The sequence below is a fragment of the Streptomyces griseiscabiei genome, assembly GCF_020010925.1.
Classification (GTDB): Bacteria; Actinomycetota; Actinomycetes; order Streptomycetales; family Streptomycetaceae; genus Streptomyces; species Streptomyces griseiscabiei.
This window is the reverse complement of sequence record NZ_JAGJBZ010000002.1, coordinates 2,755,414-2,775,714: the sequence shown is the minus strand read 5'-3', so window position 1 is coordinate 2,775,714 and position 20,301 is coordinate 2,755,414. Positions and strand designations below refer to the sequence as shown.

General features: G+C 72.5%; 19 protein-coding genes. 11 read left to right on the top strand and 8 right to left on the bottom strand.

Annotation, left to right across the window (positions count from 1 at the left end):
• Window positions 1-180 precede the first annotated feature (180 nt).
• Both J8M51_RS29355 and J8M51_RS29350 read right to left on the bottom strand, forming a co-directional pair.
• The gene (locus J8M51_RS29355) at window positions 181-819 is read right to left on the bottom strand and encodes an MBL fold metallo-hydrolase (protein WP_086754623.1); all 639 of its coding nucleotides are present in this window, start codon (window positions 817-819) and stop codon (window positions 181-183) included.
• On the bottom strand, window positions 819-1,907 hold the full coding sequence (locus J8M51_RS29350) for an S-(hydroxymethyl)mycothiol dehydrogenase (RefSeq protein ID WP_086754621.1): 1,089 nt from the start codon (window positions 1,905-1,907) through the stop codon (window positions 819-821). Before J8M51_RS29350 ends, J8M51_RS29355 begins: the two co-directional genes overlap by 1 nt.
• A 231-nt stretch (window positions 1,908-2,138) precedes the next feature.
• Here J8M51_RS29350 and J8M51_RS29345 point away from each other — a divergent pair, with 231 nt between their 5' ends.
• Window positions 2,139-3,662, top strand: coding sequence for an MBL fold metallo-hydrolase (locus tag J8M51_RS29345; RefSeq protein ID WP_267299575.1), 1,524 nt, complete (start codon window positions 2,139-2,141; stop codon window positions 3,660-3,662).
• Window positions 3,659-4,414: a sulfite exporter TauE/SafE family protein gene (locus J8M51_RS29340; RefSeq protein WP_086756756.1), complete on the top strand. Its 756-nt coding sequence runs from the start codon at window positions 3,659-3,661 to the stop codon at window positions 4,412-4,414. Before J8M51_RS29345 ends, J8M51_RS29340 begins: the two co-directional genes overlap by 4 nt.
• A 46-nt stretch (window positions 4,415-4,460) precedes the next feature.
• Here J8M51_RS29340 and J8M51_RS29335 read toward each other — a convergent pair whose 3' ends face one another.
• Entirely contained in the window at window positions 4,461-4,748 is a 288-nt protein-coding gene (locus J8M51_RS29335; RefSeq protein ID WP_086756759.1) for a metal-sensitive transcriptional regulator, read from the bottom strand.
• 71 nt (window positions 4,749-4,819) lie between these two features.
• On the opposite strand from J8M51_RS29335, the gene J8M51_RS29330 reads away from it, so the two are divergent.
• Window positions 4,820-5,404, top strand: a complete 585-nt coding sequence (locus J8M51_RS29330; RefSeq protein WP_086756754.1) for a rhodanese-like domain-containing protein — start codon at window positions 4,820-4,822, stop codon at window positions 5,402-5,404.
• A 35-nt stretch (window positions 5,405-5,439) separates the two neighbouring features.
• On the opposite strand, the gene J8M51_RS29325 is transcribed toward J8M51_RS29330, so the two are convergent.
• Window positions 5,440-6,018 carry a transketolase gene (locus J8M51_RS29325; protein WP_086756752.1) on the bottom strand — a complete coding sequence of 193 codons (579 nt, stop codon included), beginning with the start codon at window positions 6,016-6,018 and terminating at the stop codon, window positions 5,440-5,442.
• 289 nt (window positions 6,019-6,307) lie between these two features.
• On the opposite strand from J8M51_RS29325, the gene J8M51_RS29320 reads away from it, so the two are divergent.
• Genes J8M51_RS29320 through J8M51_RS29305 form a run of 4 tightly spaced genes read left to right on the top strand, consistent with a single transcriptional unit; the run spans window position 6,308 to window position 11,787 of the window.
• Window positions 6,308-7,078: an isopentenyl transferase family protein gene (locus J8M51_RS29320; RefSeq protein WP_086756750.1), complete on the top strand. Its 771-nt coding sequence runs from the start codon at window positions 6,308-6,310 to the stop codon at window positions 7,076-7,078.
• Complete coding sequence (locus J8M51_RS29315; protein ID WP_086756748.1) at window positions 7,075-8,433, top strand: FAD-binding protein; 1,359 nt, start codon at window positions 7,075-7,077, stop codon at window positions 8,431-8,433. Before J8M51_RS29320 ends, J8M51_RS29315 begins: the two co-directional genes overlap by 4 nt.
• The gene (locus J8M51_RS29310) at window positions 8,430-9,977 is read left to right on the top strand and encodes a TIGR00730 family Rossman fold protein (RefSeq protein ID WP_256964956.1); all 1,548 of its coding nucleotides are present in this window, start codon (window positions 8,430-8,432) and stop codon (window positions 9,975-9,977) included. The genes J8M51_RS29315 and J8M51_RS29310 overlap by 4 nt, the downstream gene beginning before the upstream one ends.
• Window positions 9,978-10,026: 49 nt before the next feature.
• Window positions 10,027-11,787 (top strand): ABC transporter ATP-binding protein, encoded by a 1,761-nt coding sequence (locus J8M51_RS29305; protein WP_086756745.1) that lies wholly within the window; start codon window positions 10,027-10,029, stop codon window positions 11,785-11,787.
• Window positions 11,788-11,801: 14 nt separating this feature from the next.
• Here J8M51_RS29305 and J8M51_RS29300 read toward each other — a convergent pair whose 3' ends face one another.
• Both J8M51_RS29300 and J8M51_RS29295 read right to left on the bottom strand, forming a co-directional pair.
• Window positions 11,802-13,262 (bottom strand): aldehyde dehydrogenase family protein, encoded by a 1,461-nt coding sequence (locus J8M51_RS29300; RefSeq protein ID WP_086756743.1) that lies wholly within the window; start codon window positions 13,260-13,262, stop codon window positions 11,802-11,804.
• A gap of 185 nt (window positions 13,263-13,447) precedes the next feature.
• Window positions 13,448-13,744, bottom strand: coding sequence for a hypothetical protein (locus J8M51_RS29295; protein ID WP_086756741.1), 297 nt, complete (start codon window positions 13,742-13,744; stop codon window positions 13,448-13,450).
• A 207-nt stretch (window positions 13,745-13,951) separates the two neighbouring features.
• On the opposite strand from J8M51_RS29295, the gene J8M51_RS29290 reads away from it, so the two are divergent.
• The 3 genes from J8M51_RS29290 to J8M51_RS29280 all read left to right on the top strand — a co-directional run bounded on the left by J8M51_RS29290 (window position 13,952) and on the right by J8M51_RS29280 (window position 15,987).
• Complete coding sequence (locus J8M51_RS29290; protein WP_086756740.1) at window positions 13,952-14,317, top strand: nuclear transport factor 2 family protein; 366 nt, start codon at window positions 13,952-13,954, stop codon at window positions 14,315-14,317.
• A gap of 51 nt (window positions 14,318-14,368) precedes the next feature.
• Complete coding sequence (locus J8M51_RS29285) at window positions 14,369-14,584, top strand: hypothetical protein (RefSeq protein ID WP_086756738.1); 216 nt, start codon at window positions 14,369-14,371, stop codon at window positions 14,582-14,584.
• 176 nt (window positions 14,585-14,760) lie between these two features.
• Window positions 14,761-15,987, top strand: a complete 1,227-nt coding sequence (locus J8M51_RS29280) for a glycosyltransferase (protein WP_086756737.1) — start codon at window positions 14,761-14,763, stop codon at window positions 15,985-15,987.
• Between the two features lie 244 nt (window positions 15,988-16,231).
• Here the strand turns inward: J8M51_RS29280 and J8M51_RS29275 are convergent, their stop codons facing one another.
• Window positions 16,232-16,924 carry a TetR/AcrR family transcriptional regulator gene (locus J8M51_RS29275; protein ID WP_086756735.1) on the bottom strand — a complete coding sequence of 231 codons (693 nt, stop codon included), beginning with the start codon at window positions 16,922-16,924 and terminating at the stop codon, window positions 16,232-16,234.
• A gap of 169 nt (window positions 16,925-17,093) precedes the next feature.
• Between J8M51_RS29275 and J8M51_RS29270 the strand changes: the two genes are divergently transcribed.
• Window positions 17,094-18,359 carry a YncE family protein gene (locus J8M51_RS29270; protein WP_086756734.1) on the top strand — a complete coding sequence of 422 codons (1,266 nt, stop codon included), beginning with the start codon at window positions 17,094-17,096 and terminating at the stop codon, window positions 18,357-18,359.
• Here J8M51_RS29270 and J8M51_RS29265 read toward each other — a convergent pair.
• The gene (locus tag J8M51_RS29265; RefSeq protein WP_398857072.1) at window positions 18,352-20,235 is read right to left on the bottom strand and encodes an endoglycosylceramidase; all 1,884 of its coding nucleotides are present in this window, start codon (window positions 20,233-20,235) and stop codon (window positions 18,352-18,354) included. The two genes, J8M51_RS29270 and J8M51_RS29265, sit on opposite strands and share 8 nt — an antisense overlap.
• Window positions 20,236-20,301 lie beyond the last annotated feature (66 nt).

Here is a 20,301-nt window from a genome sequence, read left to right as displayed (position 1 = left end):
GGTGTTCCGGCGTCCTCGACACGAGGGTGTCGTGGAAGCCGGACATCTTCTGTCGGGTTTCTCGGGAGAACCGGACGCCCGCGGACTCGGCCGCTCGGGTGGGGCGGCGACCGCGGGTTCGTCGGGGTTGTCCGCCCGGTTCCCCGCGCCCCTCCAGGACGCGGGGAACCCCGGCCTCACTCAGTGGCCGCGCGCGATCCACTCCTCCAGCTGAGGGGCCTCGGCCCCGATCGTCGTCGAGTCGCCGTGGCCCGTGCGGACGACCGTCTCGGGCGGGAGGGCGAGGAGACGGTCGCGGATGGAGTCGATGATCGTCGGGAAGTGGGAGTAGGAACGGCCGGTGGCGCCGGGGCCGCCGGAGAAGAGGGTGTCGCCGGTGAAGACCGTGCCGAGGCCCGGGTCGTACAGGCAGACGGCGCCCGGCGCGTGGCCTGGGGTGTGCAGGACGGTCAGATCGGCTCCGGCGGCCTCGATGACCTGGCCGTCGGCCAGCCAGTGGTCGGGCAGACGGTCCGGGTGGGTCTGCTTCCACAGCGGCAGGTCGTCGGGGTGGAGCCAGATCGGCGCGCCGGTGCGCTCGGCGAGGGCGGGGGCGGCGTCGATGTGGTCGTTGTGGGCGTGGGTGCAGACGATGGCCGACAACCGGCGCTCTCCCACGGCCTTCGCGATCGCGTCGGCGTCGTGGGCGGCGTCGATGACGATCACCTCGTGGTCGTCGCCGACGATCCAGACGTTGTTGTCGACGTCCCAGGTGCCGCCGTCGAGGCTGAACTGGCCCGAGGTGACGAGGTGTTCGACGCGGGGGGTGCGGCCGGCCATCAGAGGACCACCACCGAACGCAGCACGTCGCCGCCGTGCATCCGCTCGAACGCCTTCTCCACGTCGTCCAGCGCGATGGTCTCGGTGACGAACGCCTCCAGGTCCAGGCGGCCCTGGAGATAGAGGTTGATCAGCATGGGGAAGTCACGGTCGGGCAGACAGTCGCCGTACCAGGAGGACTTGAGGGAGCCGCCGCGGCCGAAGACGTCCAGCAGGGGCAGTTCGAGTTTCATCTCCGGGGTGGGGACGCCGACCAGGACGACCGTGCCGGCCAGGTCGCGGGCGTAGAACGCCTGCTTGTACGTCTCCGGGCGGCCGACCGCCTCGATGACGACGTCGGCACCGAAGCCGCCGGTCAGCTCACGGATCGCCTCCACCGCGTCGGTGTCCTTGGAGTTGACCGTGTGGGTCGCGCCGATGCTCTTGGCCGTGGTCAGCTTCCGGTCGTCGATGTCGACGGCGATGATCTTCTCGGCACCGGCCAGCCGGGACCCGGCGATCGCCGCGTCGCCGACACCGCCGCAGCCGATGACGGCGACGCTGTCGCCCCGGCCCACGTTGCCGGTGTTGATGGCGGCACCGATACCGGCCATCACCCCGCACCCGAGCAGTCCGGCGACCGCGGGCGCGGCGGCCGGGTCGACCTTGGTGCACTGGCCGGCGGCGACGAGCGTCTTCTCCGCGAAGGCTCCGATGCCCAGCGCCGGGGACAGCTCCTGGCCGGTCGAGGCGAGGGTCATCTTCTGGGTGGCGTTGTGGGTGCTGAAGCAGTACCAGGGGCGCCCGCGTCGGCAGGCCCGGCAATTGCCGCACACCGCACGCCAGTTGAGGATCACGAAGTCGCCGGGGGCGACGTCCGTGACGCCGGCGCCGACCGACTCCACCACACCGGCGGCCTCATGGCCGAGCAGGAAGGGGAAGTCGTCGTTGATGCCGCCCTGCTTGTAGTGCAGATCGGTGTGGCACACCCCGCACGCCTGCACCTTCACCACGGCCTCCCCCGGCCCCGGGTCGGGCACGACGATCGTCTCGATCCGCACCGGTTCGTTCTTGCCCGGTGCGATCACGCCGCGTACTTCCTGCGCCATGGTGAACCCTTCCGTCGATCCGAGATGGGGCGGTCGCCCGCCCATGGTCACCCTACGGAGTGACCAGCGAGTACGACCTCCGGGGCGGGCGGAACGCCGGCCGAAAGCCACCCCCTCGCCATGGCACACCGCACCGTTCGAATACCCCCCTGGGTATCTCTGCTACCGTTGCCAACATACCCCCGGGGGTAATTTCCGGGGCGCGCAGTCATCGAGGAGAGGAGCGCTGCCGTGTACTTCGTCGACACCATCGAGGTGCCGGGGCTGGGCAACCGGAGCTATCTGGCGGGTGGCCCGCGCGGCGCCGTGGCGGTCGATCCGCCGCGCGACATCGACCGCGTGATCGCGGCCGCCGCCCGGCGGGACGTGCGGATCGCGTACGTCGTCGAGACACACGTCCACAACGACTACGTCACCGGCGGACCGGAACTCGCCCGGCTGACCGGCGCCGCCTATCTGGTGCCCGCCGGGGCACGGGTCGCCTACGACCGGGTGCCGGTGCACGACGGCGACACGGCGGAGATCGACAGCGACGCGGAGCTGACGCTGCGCGCCATCGCCACGCCGGGGCACACCCCGCATCACACCGCGTACGTCCTGGAGGAGGGCGGGGTGGCGGTGGCCGCGTTCACCGGGGGGTCGCTGCTGATCGGCACGGTCGGGCGGCCGGATCTCGTCGAGCCCCGGCTCACGGACGGGCTGGCCCGCGCCCAGCACGCGTCGGCGCACCGGCTGGCCGAGGCACTGCCCGAGGAGACGGCGGTCCTGCCCACGCACGGCTTCGGCAGTTTCTGCTCCTCCGGACGGTCGGCGGGCGACACCTCGACGATCGGCCGGGAGCGGGCGGCGAACGAGGCCCTGGTCAAGGACGTGGACACGTTCGTCGCGGAGCTGCTGGCGGCGCTCGACGACGTACCGGCCTACTACGCGCACATGGGCCCCGCCAACGCGGAGGGGCCAGCGCCGGTGGATCTCACGCCGCCCGCTCCGGCCGGGGCCGAGGAGATCGCCGCGCGGCTCGCGGCGGGCGAGTGGGTGGTGGACCTGCGGCACCGGAGGGCGTTCGCCGAGGGGCATGTCGCCGGCGCGGTGAACTTCGAGGGGGACGGACAGCTCGCCACGTATCTGGCGTGGCTGCTGCCATGGGGCAGGCCGGTGACCCTGCTCGCCGCCTCCCCCGGGCAACTTGCCGACGCTCAAAGGGAGTTGGTGCGGGTCGGTATCGACCGTCCGGCCGCCGGGGCCATCGGCTCTCCCGGCGACTGGCTGCGCGAGGGCGACCGTGCGCGCTCCTTCCCGCGCGGTACCTTCGCCGACCTGGCCGAGGCGTCTTCCGCCGAGGGCCAGGGCGACGGGACCGTGGTCCTCGACGTCCGCCGCACCGCCGAGCGCGCCGCCGACGGCCACATCGCCGGGTCGGTGCACATCCCGGTCCACCGGCTCCGCGACCGGCTCACCGAGATACCCGACGGCACGGTCTGGGTGCACTGCGCCGGAGGTATGCGCGCCGCCATCGCCGCGTCCCTGCTGGACGCGGCCGGCCGCTCCGTCGTGGCCGTGGACGACGGCTTCGCATCGGCGGCGGCCTCGGGACTGCCGGTGACGAGGACGGCCCCGGCACCCGGACCGGGCGCCGCCGCCCCGGCGGAGCCGCCGGCGCCCGGGGCCCGACCGGTGTCGGACCCGCCCGGGGCCCGACCGGCGTCGGACGTGTACCGCTCCGCCTCCGCGTCGACCGGTGTCGCGGCCGGATGAGCGCGCTCGTTCTCGCCCTGGTCGCCGGGGGCGTGATCGGGCTCTCGCTGGGGGCGCTGGGCGGGGGCGGCAGTGTGCTGGCCGTACCGGCGCTGGTCTATCTGCTCGGGTTCGGGCCGGCCTCGGCGGCGACGGCGAGTCTGGTGATCGTGACGGTGACCTCGGCGGCCGGGCTGGCGGCGCATCTGCGGGCCGGTACGGTCCGGCTGCGCGACGGGACCCTGTTCGCGGCGGCGGGACTGGTGCCCGCGGCCCTCGGCGGGGCGCTGTCGGCGGAGCTGCCGGCCACGCTGCTGACCGGAGCCTTCGCGCTGGTCGCGGGACTGGCCGCCTACCGGATGCTGCGCCCCTCGGCGGCGCGGCGGGCGGCGTCGACGGTACGGCCGGGCCGGGTCGCCCTGTCCGGCGCGGGACTCGGCGGCGTCACCGGCGTCCTCGGGGTGGGCGGCGGCTTCCTCGCCGTACCGGCGCTGGTGAACGTGGTGGGCCTGCGGATGCGCGACGCCGTCGGCACCAGTCTGCTGGTCATCACCGTGAACTCGTGCGCCGCGCTCGTGGGCCGGACCGGCGCCGCCGAGGGGCTCGACTGGGCGGTGGTCGCCCCCTTCGCGGGGGCGGCGGTCCTCGGCGCCTGGGACGGCCGACGGCTGGCCGAGAAGGTCTCCGGGGGCACCCTCCGGCGGATCTTCGCCTGGGTGCTGCTGGCCGTGGCCGCGTTCATGCTGGCCGACACGGCCGCCTCGCTCGGCTGAGCCACGGCCCCGCCGAGCCAAGACTCCGCCCCAAAAAGAGCGCCCCTCATGCCAGCGACAGGAACAGCTTCTCCAGTCGCGCCCTCATCTGCTCGTTCGTCTCGCCGTTGCGCCCGTCCTTCTCGGCGTCGGTGAGGCACTGCTGCAGGCCGGTGGCGATGATCGCGAAGCCCGCCCGGTCCAGGGCCCGGGAGGCGGCGGCGAGCTGGGTGACGACGTCCTCGCAGTCCCGTCCCTCCTCGATCATCCGGATCACCCCGGAGATCTGCCCCTGCGCCCTCCGCAGCCGGTTCAGCACCGACTTCAGCTCATCGCCCTCGAACTGCAGCTCCACGGCCACTCCACTCCTCTACATACCCTTGGGGGTATTTTACCGCCCCCCGCAGGAAAGGATCTCAGTCCACCATGTCCACCTCCAGCACTCCCGGTACGTCCCGCCGCCTCGACGTCGACGAGGTCCGCGCGCGGCTGCCCGAACTGACCGTCGTCGATGTCCGCACCCCCGGCGAGTACGCCTCCGGCCATGTCCCCGGCGCCCTGAACATCCCGCTCGACCAGCTGGAGCACGCGCTGCCGGCGTTGCGGGAGTCCGGCGCCGAGCTGCTCGTCGTCTGCAGGTCGGGGGCCCGGTCCGCCAAGGCGTGCGCCCTGCTCGCCCGGCACGGCGTCACCGCGGCCGACCTCGTCGGCGGTACGAACGCCTGGGCGGCCGGCGGTCACGAGCTGCGCCGCCCGTCCGGCGGGGCGCGGGCCGGCTGGGCCATGGAGCGGCAGGTGCGGTTCACCGCCGGCGCGCTCGTCCTCCTCGGCCTGGGTCTCGGACTGCTGCACCCCGCCTGGCAGTTGATGTCGGCCGGGATCGCGGGCGGCCTCGTGTTCTCGGCGCTCACCGACACCTGCGGCATGGCGGCGGTCCTGGGCAGACTGCCGCACAACCGCCCGCGCCCCGCGGATCTCTCCGCCGCCCTCACCGCGCTCGGAGCGCGATGACCGGTCCCGGCGCCCCCGGGGCACGGTGACCGGTCTCAGCGCATGAAGTCCCGTACGGCCTGGGCGATCCCGTTCTCGTCCAGGCCGTCGGCGTCCCCGAGGGCCAGCAGCCGGTGCGGGACGTGGACGAGCGTGGCGGCGACACGGCCGGCCGAGGTGCCGGGCGGGCAGGGCTCGACGAGGACGACATCGGCGTGGTCGGCGGCGAGGACGGCCGTACGCAGGCCGATCTCGTCGAAGGGGCGGATGGTGGTGGCGTAGAGGACGGCGAGGTCGAGTCCGGCGGTGGCGCGGAGCACGGGGTCGAGCGCGCCGCCCACGGCGAGGACGACACCGGCGCGGCCCGGCCGGACGAGCCGGAAGCCGCCCGCGGTGTCGTACGGGGAGGCGTTGGAGCGGGCGGAGACATGGATGTACGCGTGCTCGCCGTGGGCGGCGGCGGCCTCGACCGCCTGACGCACCTCGTCGGGGTGGCCGGGTACGTGCACGGTCCAGCCGGGCGCGGCGGCGTACCGGTTGAGCTCGTCCACGGCCCCGTAGCCGACGAGGACGGCGCCCTCCGCGCGCCGCACGGGGACGGTCTCGGTGAGCGCGAGGAGCAGGTCGGTCCGCATGGGAGGACCCTTTCTGTTAAGGGATTGTTTCAGACGGCAGCAACATGAGAAACAGGTGAGGAATGGTGGCCGGGCCAAAGCCGCCCTCGACCTTCTTATAACGCGCCTTCTCGCACGGAGCGCGGCATTCCGCGCACCGGAATTCATCCTTTAGCCAAGCGAGAGGAAAGTAGCCATCTCTTTGCCTTGTCGAGGCGTTCCTCTGGTGTTTGCGCGGACCGGTCCTGCGTAACTTGATGGTGATCAACTTTCTCGTGCAAGCTCCGGAACCAGGAGGCGGCACCCACTCATGGCCGACAGCGGAACACCCTCCGAGGCACCACCCTTCGTCCATCTCATCGCCGGGCCGACCGGTGTCGGGAAGAGCGCGGCGGCCACGGATCTGGCCCGGGTGACCGGCGCCCCCGTCGTCGTCGCCGACCGGCTGCAGTGCTTCACGGACCTGGCCACCACGAGCGCCCGCGCGGGCGCGGCGGTGCCGGGCGTCCAGCGGTACTGGCTGGGCGACCGGACCGTGGCCGACGGCGACCTGTGTGCGGCGGAGGCTACGGACGCACTGGTCAGAACGGTGGAGGAGCTAGGCGCCCGACATCGGTTCGTGATTGTCGAGGGCGGTTCGATCTCGCTGCTGCGCGAGCTGTCCGCCCGCCGGGCCGACCTGGGCTGGCGGCTGACCGTACGGTCGCTGCCGGTCCCCGAGCGCGCCGAGTACGTCGCCGCGCTCACCCGCCGGGCCCGGGTGATGCTCGCGCCGCCGGCCCCCGAGCGGGGTCTGCTCGACGAACTCGCCGCACTCTGGCAAGATCCACATCTTCGCTGGTTCGCGGCCTCCGTCAACGGCTTCGAGGCCGTCCTCGAATGCTGCGCGAAATATTCACTCAATGTGGAGACGCTGCACAAGCGGAATCTTCCCGAGCACATCCTGGCGCGTATGGCCGGATTGATCGCGGAGCGGCATGCCGAGCACGGATTTCTGCAGCATCGGGTCTTCACCGAAATTTTCGAAAGCCCGATTTCCGGTACCGGGTTCGACCTCGGATCGCTGGAGCGTGCCGCGTGACCGGAATATCCGAACTTGTTTCCCGGCCGGAGCGGGCACGACCGGAGCGGGCCGCGTGTCTCGCGCGGGCCGCGGACGATTTCGGGCACATCGTCACGTCCCGGCCGCTGAGTGTGCACACCCCCCGCTCGACCGCCGAGGTCCAGGACGTCCTGGCGCACGCGACCGCGCGCCGGCTGCCGGTGGCGGCACGCGGGGGCGGCTACGCGCTGTACGGGCAGGGGCAGGTCGACGGAGGCTGTGTCGTCGACATGGGCGCGCTCGACGAGGTGCGCTGTCTGCCCGCGGAGGGGGCCCTGGTCGCCGGGGCGGGCGCGCGGTGGAGCGAGGTGGTACGTGTGGCCCTCGCCGAGGGGCTGACCCCGCCCGTGCTTCCCGGACATCTCGGCGGCAGCGTCGGCGGGGTGGTCACCACGGGTGGCTTCGGCGGCTCCAGCCACCGCCACGGCCTCGTCGCCGACCAGGTGCGGGAGCTGGAGGTCGTCACCGGCGCCGGGGAGGCGCTCACCTGCTCCCGCGACCGGCACCGGGACCTGTTCCAGGCCGTGCTCGCGGGTCTCGGCCAGTGTGCGCTGATCGTCCGGGTCACCCTCGGACTCGTCCCCGCGCCCGCCCTCGTCCGCCACTACCGCCTCTACCACCAGGACCCGGCGGCCTACTTCGCCGATCAGCGCCGGCTCTGCCACGACGACCGCTTCAGCCATGTCTCCGGACAGGCCCGCCCGGCCGTCGGCGGCACCTGGGAGTACGTGATCGAGGCGGTGGCCCCGCACTCCGGCCGACTGCCGCTCGACGACGCCCTGTTGATCGGCGGGCTGGCCCACGACCCCGACACCGAGGAGATCGAGGACCTCTCGTACGCGGAGTTCCTGCGGCGGCCGGACCGGGACGAGCGGCTGCTGCGGGTCACGGGCGAGTGGACCCGTCCGCATCCGTGGCTGACGCTGCTGCTGCCCGAGGAGACCGCCGTGTCCCTGGTCCCGGCCGTGCTCGCCGACGCGGACCAGCACGGGCTGCGCACCTGCGGCGCCGTCCAGCTCCGCCCCCTCGACGGTGCCGTCCTGCGCGCCCCGCTGCTGCGCAGGCCACCCGGTGAGCGGCTCTGCCTGCTCTCGCTGATGCGCACGGCACGGCCGCGGGACCCGGACGGGGTACGGCGGTTGGTGGCCGCCAACCGGGCGGTCTACGAGCGGGCCCGGGACTCGGGCAGGGTGCTGTACCCGGCCGGCGCGGTGCCGATGACGCCGGAGGACTGGCGGGCGCACTTCGGGCACGCCTACGAGGGCCTCGCGCGGGCCAAGGGCCAGTACGACCCGTACGGGATCCTCACCCGGGGGTACGGGCTGTGGCGGTGACCGGGGTGACCGTGTTCTGCGGGGCCTCGCCCGGCCACCGCCCGGAGCATCTGCGGACCGCCGCCGAACTGGGGGCCGCGCTCGCCGAAGCCGGGCTCCGCGTGGTCTACGGCGGCGCCCGTACCGGGCTGATGGGCGCGGTCGCCGACGCGGCGCTGGCGGCCGGGGGCGCGGTGACGGGGGTGATCCCGCGCCGGATGCTGCCGTACGAGATCGCGCACCCGGGGCTGACCGAGCTTGTGGTGGTGGGCGACATCCATGAGCGCAAGGCGCGGATGGCCGGGGCGGGCGACGCGTTCGTGGCGTTGCCCGGGGGCCTGGGCACGGCGGAGGAACTGTTCGAGGCGCTGGCGTGGGCGCAGATGCGGATCCACCGCAAGCCGTGTCTGCTCCTCGACCCGACGGGCTTCTACCGTCCGTTGCTCGCCTTCCTCCGGCACGTCCGGGACGAGGGCTTCCTGCACCCCGGGGATCTGGAGCGGATCGTGGTGTGCGGGTCGGCACGGGAGGTGGTCGAGCGGCTGACGGCGGCACCGGTGGAGGTCCCGGCCCCCTCCGCCGCGCCGCGGCTGGGCCGGACCGCCTTCCTGTTCTCCGGCGGCGGTTCGCAGCGGCCCGGCATGGGACGTGAACCGTACGCGTCCTTCCCGGTGTTCGCGGAGGCCCTGGACGAGGTCTGCGCGGCCCTGGACCCGTACCTGGACGTGCCGCTGCGGGACGTGATGTTCGCCGAGCCCGGGACGCGTACGGCCGCGCTGCTCGACCGGATCGCCTTCGCCAACCCGGCGGTCTTCGCGCTGCAGGTCGCGCAGTACCGCCTGCTGGCGAGCCGGGGGCTGCGGCCGGACGTGCTGTTCGGGTACTCGGCGGGCCGGATGGCCGCCGCCCACGCGGCCGGGGTCTTCTCCCTGGCCGACGTCTGCCGGGCGGTGGGCACGCTGTCCCGGCTGATGGGCGAGGTCGCGACTCCCGGCGCCATGGCCGCGCTGGAGGTCGCCCCGGAGGAGTTGGAACCGACGCCCGGTGTGGTGGTCGCGGCGGTCAACGGCCCCCGGGCCGTGGTGGTCTCGGGCGACCGGGACGCGGTGACGGCCGTGTCCGACGGCTGGGCGGGCCGGGGCCGGCGGACCCGGCTGCTGCGGGTGGGGCTGGCCGCGCACTCGCCGCACCTCGATCCCCTCCTGGACGACTACCGCGACGTCCTGCGGACCCTGGATCTGCGGCCCCCGCACACCCCGCTGATCTCCGACGTCACGGCGAAGCCGGTCGAGGCCGAGGCGGTCGAACCGGATTTCTGGGTGCGGGAGTTGCGCGAGCCGGTGCGGTTCTCGGACACGGTTGACCTGCTCCGCCGGGACGGCGTGGAGACCTACCTCGAACTGGGTCCGGGCGAGGTTCTGGCGCGGATGCTCGACGAGTACCCGCCGCCCGACGGCGAGGGCACGGGCAGGGCGCCGACCGTGCTCGCCGTCACCCGGGACGGGTCGGTGCTGCTGGGCGGGCGAAACCCGTTCCCGGTGCTCCGGGGACCCGACGTAGGCTGAGGCTCCGCGCCCCGGTCCCCACTCCCCGACCGATCTGCCGAGGAGCCTCGTGAGCACCCCTGAGACCACGGCCGAGCGGCAGCCGCCCACCTGGCGGCTGCTGCTCGGCTATGTACGACCCCACCGTTGGGCACTGCTGCTGGGCGCGCTGCTGTCCCTGGTCACCGGAGCGACGGGCCTCGCCCTGCCGCTGGTGGCCCGGGAACTGATCGACGACCTCTCGCACGACCGGACCATCACCTGGGCGCTGGTCCTGATGTCCGTGCTGGTCGTCACCAACGCGGCCGTGGGCGCGGTGGGTTCGTACGTGCTGCGGCGCACCGCCGAGTCGGTGGTGCTCGGTGCGCGGCGCGCCCTGTCCTCGTATCTGCTGCGACTGCGGATCACGGCGGTGGACCGCAGCGAGCCGGGCGATCTGATGGCCCGGATCACCTCCGACACCACCCTGCTGCGGGAGGTCACCACCGACACCCTGGTGGGTCTCGGCACCGGCGGGCTGACGCTGGTGGCGACGGTGGTGCTGATGGGTCTGGTGGACCCGGTGCTGCTGGCCGTCACACTGGGCGTGATCGTGGGCGCGGGCCTGGTGTTCGGGGTGATCGTGCCCCGGATCAACCGGGCGAGCAGGGCCGCGCAGGACGCGGTCGGCGCGATGGGCGCCTCGCTGGAACGGATCCTCGGCGCGCTGCGCACGGTGAAGGCGTCCGGCGCCGAGCACCGCGAGGAGGAGACCATCCACGCGGCGGCCGAGGAGTCCTGGCGGCAGAGCGTCCGGGCCGCCAAGTGGTCGGCCGCCGCCGGGAACACGGCCGGGCTCGCCATGCAGATCGCCTTCATCACCGTCCTCGCGGTGGGCGGTGCCCGGGTCGCGACCGGCGCGATCGACGTGGGCACACTGGTGGCGTTCCTGCTGTACGTGTTCTATCTGATGTCGCCGATACAGCAGGTCGTGGGCGCGATCACCCAGTACCAGACCGGGGCCGCCGCCCTCTCCCGCATCCAGGAGGCGCTGCGGCTGCCCGCCGAGCCGGCCGCCCGTCCGGCCCCGCTGCCGGGCCCGGACGCCGAACCCGCCGCGCTCGCCTTCGACGGGGTCCGTTTCCGCTACGCCGACGATCTGCCCTACATCCACCACGGGGTGACCTTCGAGGTCCCGGCCCGGGGTATGACGGCGTTCGTGGGCCCCTCCGGCGCGGGCAAGACCACGGTGTTCTCGCTGATCGAGCGGTTCTACGACCCCGAGGCGGGCCTGATCACGGTCGACGGCCGGGATGTCGCCGAGTGGGAGCTGTCCCGGCTGCGGTCCGCGATCGGATACGTCGAGCAGGACGCGCCCGTGCTGTCGGGGACGCTGCGGGACAACCTGCTCCTGGGCAATCCGCGCGCCGACGAGGCCGATGTCACGCGGGTGCTGAAGACGACCCGGCTGGACGGTCTGGTCGCCAAGCTGCCGCAGGGCCTGGAGACCCTCGTCGGGCACCGGGGCACCAAGCTCTCCGGCGGTGAGCGCCAGCGGGTGGCCATCGCGCGGGCCCTGCTGCGCCGTCCCCGGCTGCTGCTGCTCGACGAGGCGACCAGTCAGCTGGACGCGGTGAACGAGGCCGCGCTGCGGGACACGGTCGCCGATGTGTCCCGTACGACGACGGTGCTGGTGGTGGCGCACCGGCTGTCCACGGTGACGATGGCCGACCGCATCGTGGTCATGGACGCGGGGCGGGTCCGCGCGGTCGGCACCCATCGCGAACTGGTGGCCGCCGACCCGCTGTACGCGGAGCTGGCGGCCACGCAGTTCCTCGCGACGGCCGGCTGAACGACCGGGGCCGGTCAGAAGGGGAAGTGCGCCTGCTGGGTGGCGATGGTCACCCAGCGGGTGTTGGAGAAGGCCTCGATGCCCCACCGTCCGCCGAAGCGCCCGTAGCCGGAGGCCTTCACACCCCCGAACGGGACCATCGGCTCGTCGGCCACCGACTGGTCGTTGACGTGGACGATGCCGGTACGGATCCGGCGGGCGACGGTCAGACCGTGCGTGGCGCTCTCGGTGATGACGCCGCAGCTCAGACCGTTGTCCGTGTCGTTGGCGATGGCCACGGCCTCCTCGTCGGCGGCGAACGTCTGCAGCACGCAGACCGGGCCGAAGGACTCCTGGTAGTAGAGGTCGGCGTCCTTCGGGACGTCGGTGAGCACGGTAGCCGGGTGCACCGCGCCCTCCGGCTGCCCGCCTCCGGTGAGCACCGTGGCGCCCTTGGCGACGGCGTCCTTGACCAACGCGGCGATCCGCTGGGCGGCGTCGGCGCTGACCAGCGGGCCGACCACCGTGTGCGGGTGGTTGGGGTCACCGGCCTGGAGGGTGGCGACCTTGGCGGTGAACTTCCGCGCGAACTCCTCGGCCAGCGACTCGTGCACGAGGATGCGGTCGCCGGACATGCAGATCTGCCCGGCGTTCATGAAGACGCTGAAAGTGACGGCGTCGACGGCGTAGTCCACATCCGCGTCGTCGAGCACGATCACGGCGTTCTTGCCGCCCAGCTCCAGTACGGCGGGCTTGAGGTGCTTCGCCGCGTGGGTGCCGATGATGCGGCCGACGCCGGTGGAGCCGGTGAAGTTCACCGCGCGGACCCGCTCGTCGGAGATCAGCGCCTCGGCGATCTCGGCGGCGTCCTCGGGAGCGTTGGTGACGACGTTGAGCACGCCGTCGGGCAGCCCGGCCTCCCGGAGCACGTCCGCGACCAGCAGACCGCAGGCGATGGGCGCGTCCTCACTGGGCTTGACGACGACGGTGTTGCCGGCGGCCAGCGGTGCCGCGACAGCCCGTACGCCGAGGATGACCGGCGCGTTCCACGGCGCGAACGCGGCCACCACGCCCAGGGGTTCGCGCACCGCGAGACTCAGCGCGCCCTCCTTCTGGGTGGCGAGCACCTCACCGCGCGGAGCGGTGATCGCGGCCGCCGCCTCACGCAGGATGTTCGCCGCGAGCGCCACGTTGAAGTACGCCCACGGGCGGGTGCCGCCCGCCTCCCGGGCCATGATGTCGGCGACCTGGTCGCCCCGGCCCTCCAGCAGATCGGCGGCCTTGAAGAAGATCGCGCGCCGGGCGAAGGGGGTGAGCGCGGCCCACTCCTCGAAGGCGGCGTCGGCGGCGTCCACCGCGCGCCGGACGTCCTCGGGACCGGCCGCCGCGACCGTCGCGTACACCTCCCCCGTGAACGGGTCGAGGTCCTCGGCGGTGCGGCCGGACGTGGCGGGCACGTCCTTGCCGCCGATCAGAAGGTCACGGTTTATGGCCATGGTGCGGCTTCCTCGGATACATATTGACGACGGTACGTGATTGAGCTTGATCGCTCAGCTTCGTTCGTCCTGCGAAATCCGCTTCACGTTACTGTTCCGTGATGTTCTGCCCGGCCCCGGGGAAAGTCAAGAGCCCCACCGCGGTGTCCGCGCGGCGGGGCTCTCGTCGGGTTCGACCGGATTCGCTACTGGACGGCACCCAGCAGGCCGAGGGCGGGCGCGGCCAGGTCGGTGACCTGGTGCAGCTCGTTCAGCCGGTTCAGTTCGTGGACCTGGTTCAGGCTCTTGAGCTGCTGCGAGGGGCGCGGCAGGGCCGCCTTGTGCTCCTCCGGGAGGTCGCTGACGGCGAGCGAGTCCAGCGTGGTGATGGGGTTGAGCCCGGTCGCTTCCGCCGTGGCGTCCGCGTTCGCCATCGGAGCGGCCAGTCCCGTGACGGCGGCGGCGAGACCCACGGCGGCGACGATGCGTCGAGTTGAGATCATGCCCTCAGCAACGCCCGCCGGCCCTCGACGGTCACGGCCGCTCACCCGTGAGGCGCATGTGCCAGGTCGCGCCCGCCGGTGCCCGTCCGGGCTTGCCGGGGTCCTGTCCGGGCTTGCAGGGACCCGTCCGGCGGAGGAGCCTCGGAGGAGAGGCCGTTCGCGGCCCTCCGCCCCTTGCCGGGCCACGGCCTCCGAAGGAGGTCATCCATGGGCACCTCGACGAGCCCCGCCTTCGATGTCGAAGCGCTGCGCCGGGGCACTGAGGAAGCGAACGCGGCGACCCTGCTGTCGCTCTACGCGGACGACGCCGAACTGCGGGTCGTGGACCGCAACACCCAGCCCAGCCACCCCAAGGTCATGCACGGCCGGTCCGAGATCGCCGCGATGTTCGACGACGTCTTCAGCCGGGACATGACCCACAAGGTCGAGCAGTGTCTCGTCCAGGGCGACCAGGTCGCCTTCACCGAGTCCTGTCTCTACCCCGACGGGGTACGGGTCCTGGCGAGTTCGATGATCTCCCTGCGCGACGGGAAGATCGTCGACCACACCATGATCCAGGCCTGGGACGAGTAGCCGACCAGCCGAGTAGCCGAGCGGCGCGACGGGGCGAGCGGGAGGCCTGCGATGCGGATCAGGGTCACCTCACAGCTGAACTGGACCTTCTCGGCCCGGCTCGCGCCGGGGCGGACCGGCTCGCCCCACCGTCCCGGCCCGCTCACGGCGGCGGGCCGGCGGCTGTCCACGGCCCTGGTCCGGTCGGCCCTGCGCGCGACGGTCCCCCGGCGGCTGCCGCCCGCGGCGACCGCGCGGCGGGTGAGCCACGTCCGCCGTCACCGGTAGCGCCGGGGTGGATGCCGCTCTCTGCCGACCGGAGCGGCGCGGGCCCTGAGCTGCCGCCGCCGGGGACTTTCGGTCAGGGACCCTTCGGGTCAGGGGCCCTTTCGGGTCATCGCGGTCCGGTCCGCCCCTCCCGCCGTGCCCGCACCGCCATACTGTCGGGCGTGCGTGTAGCGATCATGACGGCGGGTTCCCGGGGTGACGTGGCCCCCTACACCGGACTGGGACATGGGCTGGTACGGGCCGGGCACGAGGTCACGCTGGTGACGCACGCCCGCTTCGAGCCGCTCGTGGCGGGCTCCGGGGTCGCGTTCCACTCCCTGCCCGTGGATCCCCGCGAGGAGCTGGAGTCGGAGCGCGGGCAGGGGCTGCACCGGAGTTCCACCGGCGCCGGGAAGCTGTACCGGGTGGTGGGCATGGCCAGGAGCCTGGTGGGGCGGATGGCCGGTGATCTGGTGGCCGCCGCCCGCACCAGTGACGTCCTGCTGCTGGCGGGCGCCCTGGCTCCGCTCGGCCACACCATCGGCCAGGGGCTGTCGCTCCCCACCCTGGGGGTGAACCTCCAACCCCTGGCGCCCACACGGGAGTTCGCGCCGCCGATGATCGGGGTCCGCTCCTGGGGCGGCCTCGGCAACCGGGCGGCCGGGCACGCGGTGAACGCGGCCGTCGAGTGGATCTTCACCGAGGAGGTGCGCAGACTGCGCGCCGAGTACGGGCTGCCGCGCACCGGCCGGGTGGCCGCGCGGCGGGGCCGGGAGCGGCTGGGCCGGCCGGTGTTCCACGGCTTCAGCCCCCGGGTGGTCCCGCGCCCGGGCGACTGGCGGACCGGGCTGGACGTCACCGGCTACTGGTGGCCGTACGACCGCGAGGACCGGCTGCCCGGCCCGCTGCTGGACTTCCTCGACGCCGGGCCGCCCCCGGTCTTCGTGGGGCTGGGCAGCGCGACCGTGCCCGATGCCGAGTGGATGAGCGGGGAGGTCGTACGGGCCCTGCGGGCGGCCGGGCTGCGCGGGGTGATCCAGCGGGGCTGGGGCGAACTGCGGGGCGAGGGCGACGACATGTTCACCGTGGACGAGGTCCCGCACTCCCTCCTCTTCCCCCGCATGGCGGCCGTCGTCCACCACGCGGGCGCGGGCACCACCGCGGCCGGGCTGCGCGCCGGCGTCCCGGCCGTGCCGGTCCCCGTCCAGTTCGACGAGGCCTTCTGGGCAGCCCGCCTCGCCGCCCTCGGGGTGTCACCGGGGGCGGTCCCGCTGCGCGGCTTCACCGCCTCCGCCCTGACGGCCGCGCTGCTACGGGCGACCGGCGACCCGTCGTACACCCGCCGCGCCCGCGCCCTGGCCGACGAACTGCGCACGGAGGACGGCGTACAGCCGGTCCTGACCGCGGTGAACCGCCTGGGGTGACACGCGATTGCGGTCCCCGGTGCCGAGGGCGCGCTCGGCGAACCGGGTCGCGCGAGGCGCCCGAAACGGTCGGTGTGCCGGTGGGACCGGTCGGCGACAGGCGGCTGAGCGTGCTCGGGCCGGGCGGCGGCTTGGCGCACACACCGCAGTGCCGGGCGTCGGGTGCGGTGCCGCCCGCCCCGGGCGCGGGCCCGGCGGCGCGCGCGGGCGCGGCCTCCCGGGTGTTCAGGCGGCCCTCACCTCCTCAGCCGTCGCTCGACGCCGCCGCCTCGGGCCCGTCCTTCTCCGGGGTCCATCCCGAGGGTCGGAGTGTCCCCAGGAGCAGGCCGACCAGTTCGTCGACCACCTCGTCGAGGGGGGCGTCGACCCAGCCGGCCTGCCAGTCGTGGAGGAGGCCGTTGACGCTGCCGATGAAGGCGGCGGCCGCGAGGCGGTAGTCGCGGTGGACGGCCTCGCCGCGCTCGGCGGCGGCGGTGGCCTCGGCGCAGATGAAGTCGATCCAGCGGGACCGGCGTTCGAGGCGCTGGCGCTCCAGACGGGGGCTGACGCCGATGATCTCGGTGAAAGTGATGCGTAACCGGCGCGGATCACCGGTGACGTTCGCGGCGTAGGCACGGAACGCGGCGGTGGCACGCTCGGCCACGGGCCGCCCCTCCATCGTGGCGAGGGCGGTGAGCGCGGCCTCCTCGGCCCAGTCGTTGACCTGGAGATGGAGCGCGGCCAGCACCTCCTCCAGGGTGCTGAACTCCTCGTAGAACTGGCGGGTGGACAGCCCGGCGGCCTCGCTCAGCCCCGCGATGGTGGTGGCCCGGAAGCCGGGGCTGTCGCCGAAGAGCCGGAGGCCCGCGTCGAGGAAGCGGGCCCGGCGCTCGGCGCGCCGTTCCGCCGCAGACCTGCCCCCGTACCGGCCGGTGGGCTGTTTGAGCCTGCCCGACACGCTTCTCCTCCCGACACGACACCACTCGGTGCGACAGCCGCATCGACCGTCACAGTCGATTTTGTCGTGTCCCTGGTCTTGTGAGGCGGCGGGGCCGTTCCTTACTTTCCAGTAAGTAAGCTCTGAACACTGGGGTGTTCAGACTCCGCCCGCGCAGGAGGAACCTGTCATGTCTCTCTCCCCCGCCCCCCGACGCCACAGGACCCGGCACCTCGGCGCCGTAGCCGCCGCGCTCGCGCTGACCGCCTCCGCCGTCGCGACCGCCACCCCGGCGAGCGCCGCGGCCGATCTGCGGGAAGTGATGTTCGTGGGCAACAACTGGGAGGGCACCGCGGACGTCATCAAGTCCTCCGGCGACTTCGCCAAGATCGGCCGGATCAACGTCATCCCCGACAAGGACGCCCGGATGGCGGAGATCAACGCCGACCCGATCCGCTGGATCGCCTACATGACGATCCGCAACAGCGTGGGCGAGGGCCACGACCAGTACGTCGACGACATGTACTCCACGCCCGACGGCTCGTCCATGGTCGTCTCCCGCCCGAGCTTCGCCGACGTGGTCTCCATCGACGTCAGAACCGGCGCCGTCAACTGGCGCTTCCCCGTGTCGGGTTACCGCTCCGACCACATGGCGGTCTCCCCCGACGGCAAGCGCGTGGCGGTGTCGGCGTCGACCGGCAACACCGTGCACGTCCTGGACATCGTCACCGGCAAGCAGCTCGGCTCGTTCAAGACCGGCGACAAGCCGCACGAGAACATCTTCACCAAGGACGGCAAGTACATCTGGAACATGGCGATCGGTGACGTCAACACCCAGACCGACGCGCCCTGGCTGGACTGGACGAAGGGCGACCGCAAGATCACGGTCGCCGACGCGAACACCTTCCAGCAGGTCAAGGTGATCGACATGCGGGAGCGGCTCAACGCCATCGGGCTGAGCGACTACTCGGACGCCGTCCGTCCCGCCGCGTTCTCGCCCGACGAGACGAAGCTGTACTTCCAGGTGTCGTTCTTCAACGGCTTCTTCGAGTACGACATCGCCACCGACAAGATCACCCGCACCAAGACCCTGCCGAAGACCCCCGGCGTCAGCGACGACCGCACCACCTTCGTCAACGACTCCCGCCACCACGGCCTCACGATGAAGCCGGACGGCACGAAGCTGTGCATCGCCGGCACGATGGACGACTACGCGACCGTCGTGGACCGCGCGACCCTCCAGGAGGGCCCGCTGGTCCCCGTCTCCAAGCCGTACTGGTCGACCGTCAGCGGTGACGGCAAGTCCTGTGTGGTCTCCGAGAGCGGCGCCGACCAGGTCACGGTGATCGACTTCGCCACCGGCAGGAAGACCGTGTCCGTCGCAGTCGGCGACCACCCCCAGCGGGTGCGCGTGGCACAGGTGCCCGCCGACTGGACCGGACCTTCCGCTAGCTGAACTTCGAGGCCAGCCAGCCCGACAGCTCCGTCCGCGCCGCGTTCAGCTGCGTCGCGGTCGGGGCTGTCGCGCCGTTGGTGACCAGGGCGTAGTGCAGCTTGCCCGTGTCGGCGGCGGTGAGCAGGAGCCGGCGGCTGCCGGTGCCGCCCGGTTCCTTGGCGGCGGCGATCGGCGTGGACGTGGTGTACGCCGGGGGCGCGGCCGTCACCCCGAGGTCGGACACCACCGTGGTGGACGCGGTGGGGAAGGACGCCGGGAGGTGCAGTTCGGTCGGCTCCGTGCTGCCGTCGGAGCGCCAGACCAGCAGGGAGTACTGGCCGGAGCCGACGAGCGAGGAGACGTTCGGCAGGGAGCCGGGCACCGGGTTCCACGTCAGCGTCGTGGAGCCGTCGCGCGAGCGGTCCTCGTAGGTGAAGGCGACCGTGCTGCCCGCCGTGGCGCTCGGGTAGACCCGGTCGAGCATCCGGGCGTCCTGGCGGAGCACGGCCGTACCGGAGTCGTCGAGGCGTACGGCCGAGAGGTCCTCACCGTTCCAGGCGTCGCCCTCGACCTGCACCTTGTCGGGGTTGTCGTTCATCAGCTCGTGGTGGCGGCCCCAGTAGATGTCCCACTGCCACTGGGAGCCGGAGAGGACCGGGCCGGAACCGGCCGGGCTCGCCCACCAGTTGGCGCCCTTCACCCGGGAGTCGAGCGCCTGGTACATCGCCTTGTAGACCGTGGGCGCCTTGTCGGAGACCGAGCCGCTGAGCGGGTGTCCGAACTCGCTGATGATCGCCGTGGTGCCGCCCGCGGTGGCCCGGTCGCGCACGGTCCCGAAGTCGGTCACGTACTGGCCGTCCTCCGCCTTGCCCCACATGAAGACGCCGGAGATCGCCTTCTGGTCGTAGAAGTGGGTGTTGAAGACGTAGCGCGGTCCGATGGTGCCCGCGTCGAGGAGACCGCCCTCCTGTTTCTGGAAGTCGATGTTGGCGTTCCAGAAGAGGTTCGGCTCGACGAACGCCGGCTTGGCCTGCCAGCCCGCCGCGTCCATCCGGGCGCGGAACTTGACGTAGAACGGCCACAGGACGTCCTTCTCCCACGTCCGGCTGGTCTGCCCCGAGTCGAGGGTCCCGGGGTGCGGCTCGTTCCACGGGTCGAAGCCGACGACGCCCTGGAACTGGGCGGCCGTGAGGTTGGACTTCACGTACGCCATCGTCTTCTGCGCGGTGTCCAGGAAGGAGTCCTGGACACCGTAGGTGTTGTGCCAGAAGTCGTACGTCGACTTCGTCACCGCCGCGTTGGAGGTGATGTTCTGGCCCCAGAACGGGCAGATCCCGCAGTACTCGTCGGGGTAGTTGCCGAGGTCGACGGCCCACTTGGGGGCGCCGTCGCCGGTGTACCAGCTGTCGGAGTCGAACAGCCAGCGGGAGTACAGGTCCTGGTGGAAGTCGGGGTAGACCCTGATCCCCGCGTCCAGGAAGGCGCCCATCTGCGCGGTGGCCGCCGCCAGGTAGGAGCTGCTCACCTGCCCGCGCACCGGTTCCGCGTACGCCCAGGAGAGCAGGAAGCGGACGGAGTTGCCGCCGCCGAGTGCCCGGAGCGCGGTCGCCGACTTCTTCGCGTCGGCGACCGAGGCGAAGGGCAGACCGTTGTTCTCCTTGAGTTTCGTCTCACCCGAGACGTTGTAGCCACGCAGGACGACCTCGCGGCCGAGGCCGTCCTTGAACCTGCCGCCGTCGACCGTGAGGGTCGTCGCGGCCTGGGCGTCGAACCAGAGTTCGTCCGTGAGAGCGGAGGCGGGCTGGATGGGGCCCGCCGTGGTCAGGAAGCCGGTGACAAGGATCAGGACACCGAGCAGACGAGTGCGCAATCTTGACATGTCCGCCACATTCGACATGTGCACTACCGTCCCAATGGGCAGGCGGGCCGTCAATAGCAACTGACGCACGAGTAAGTACCCGTT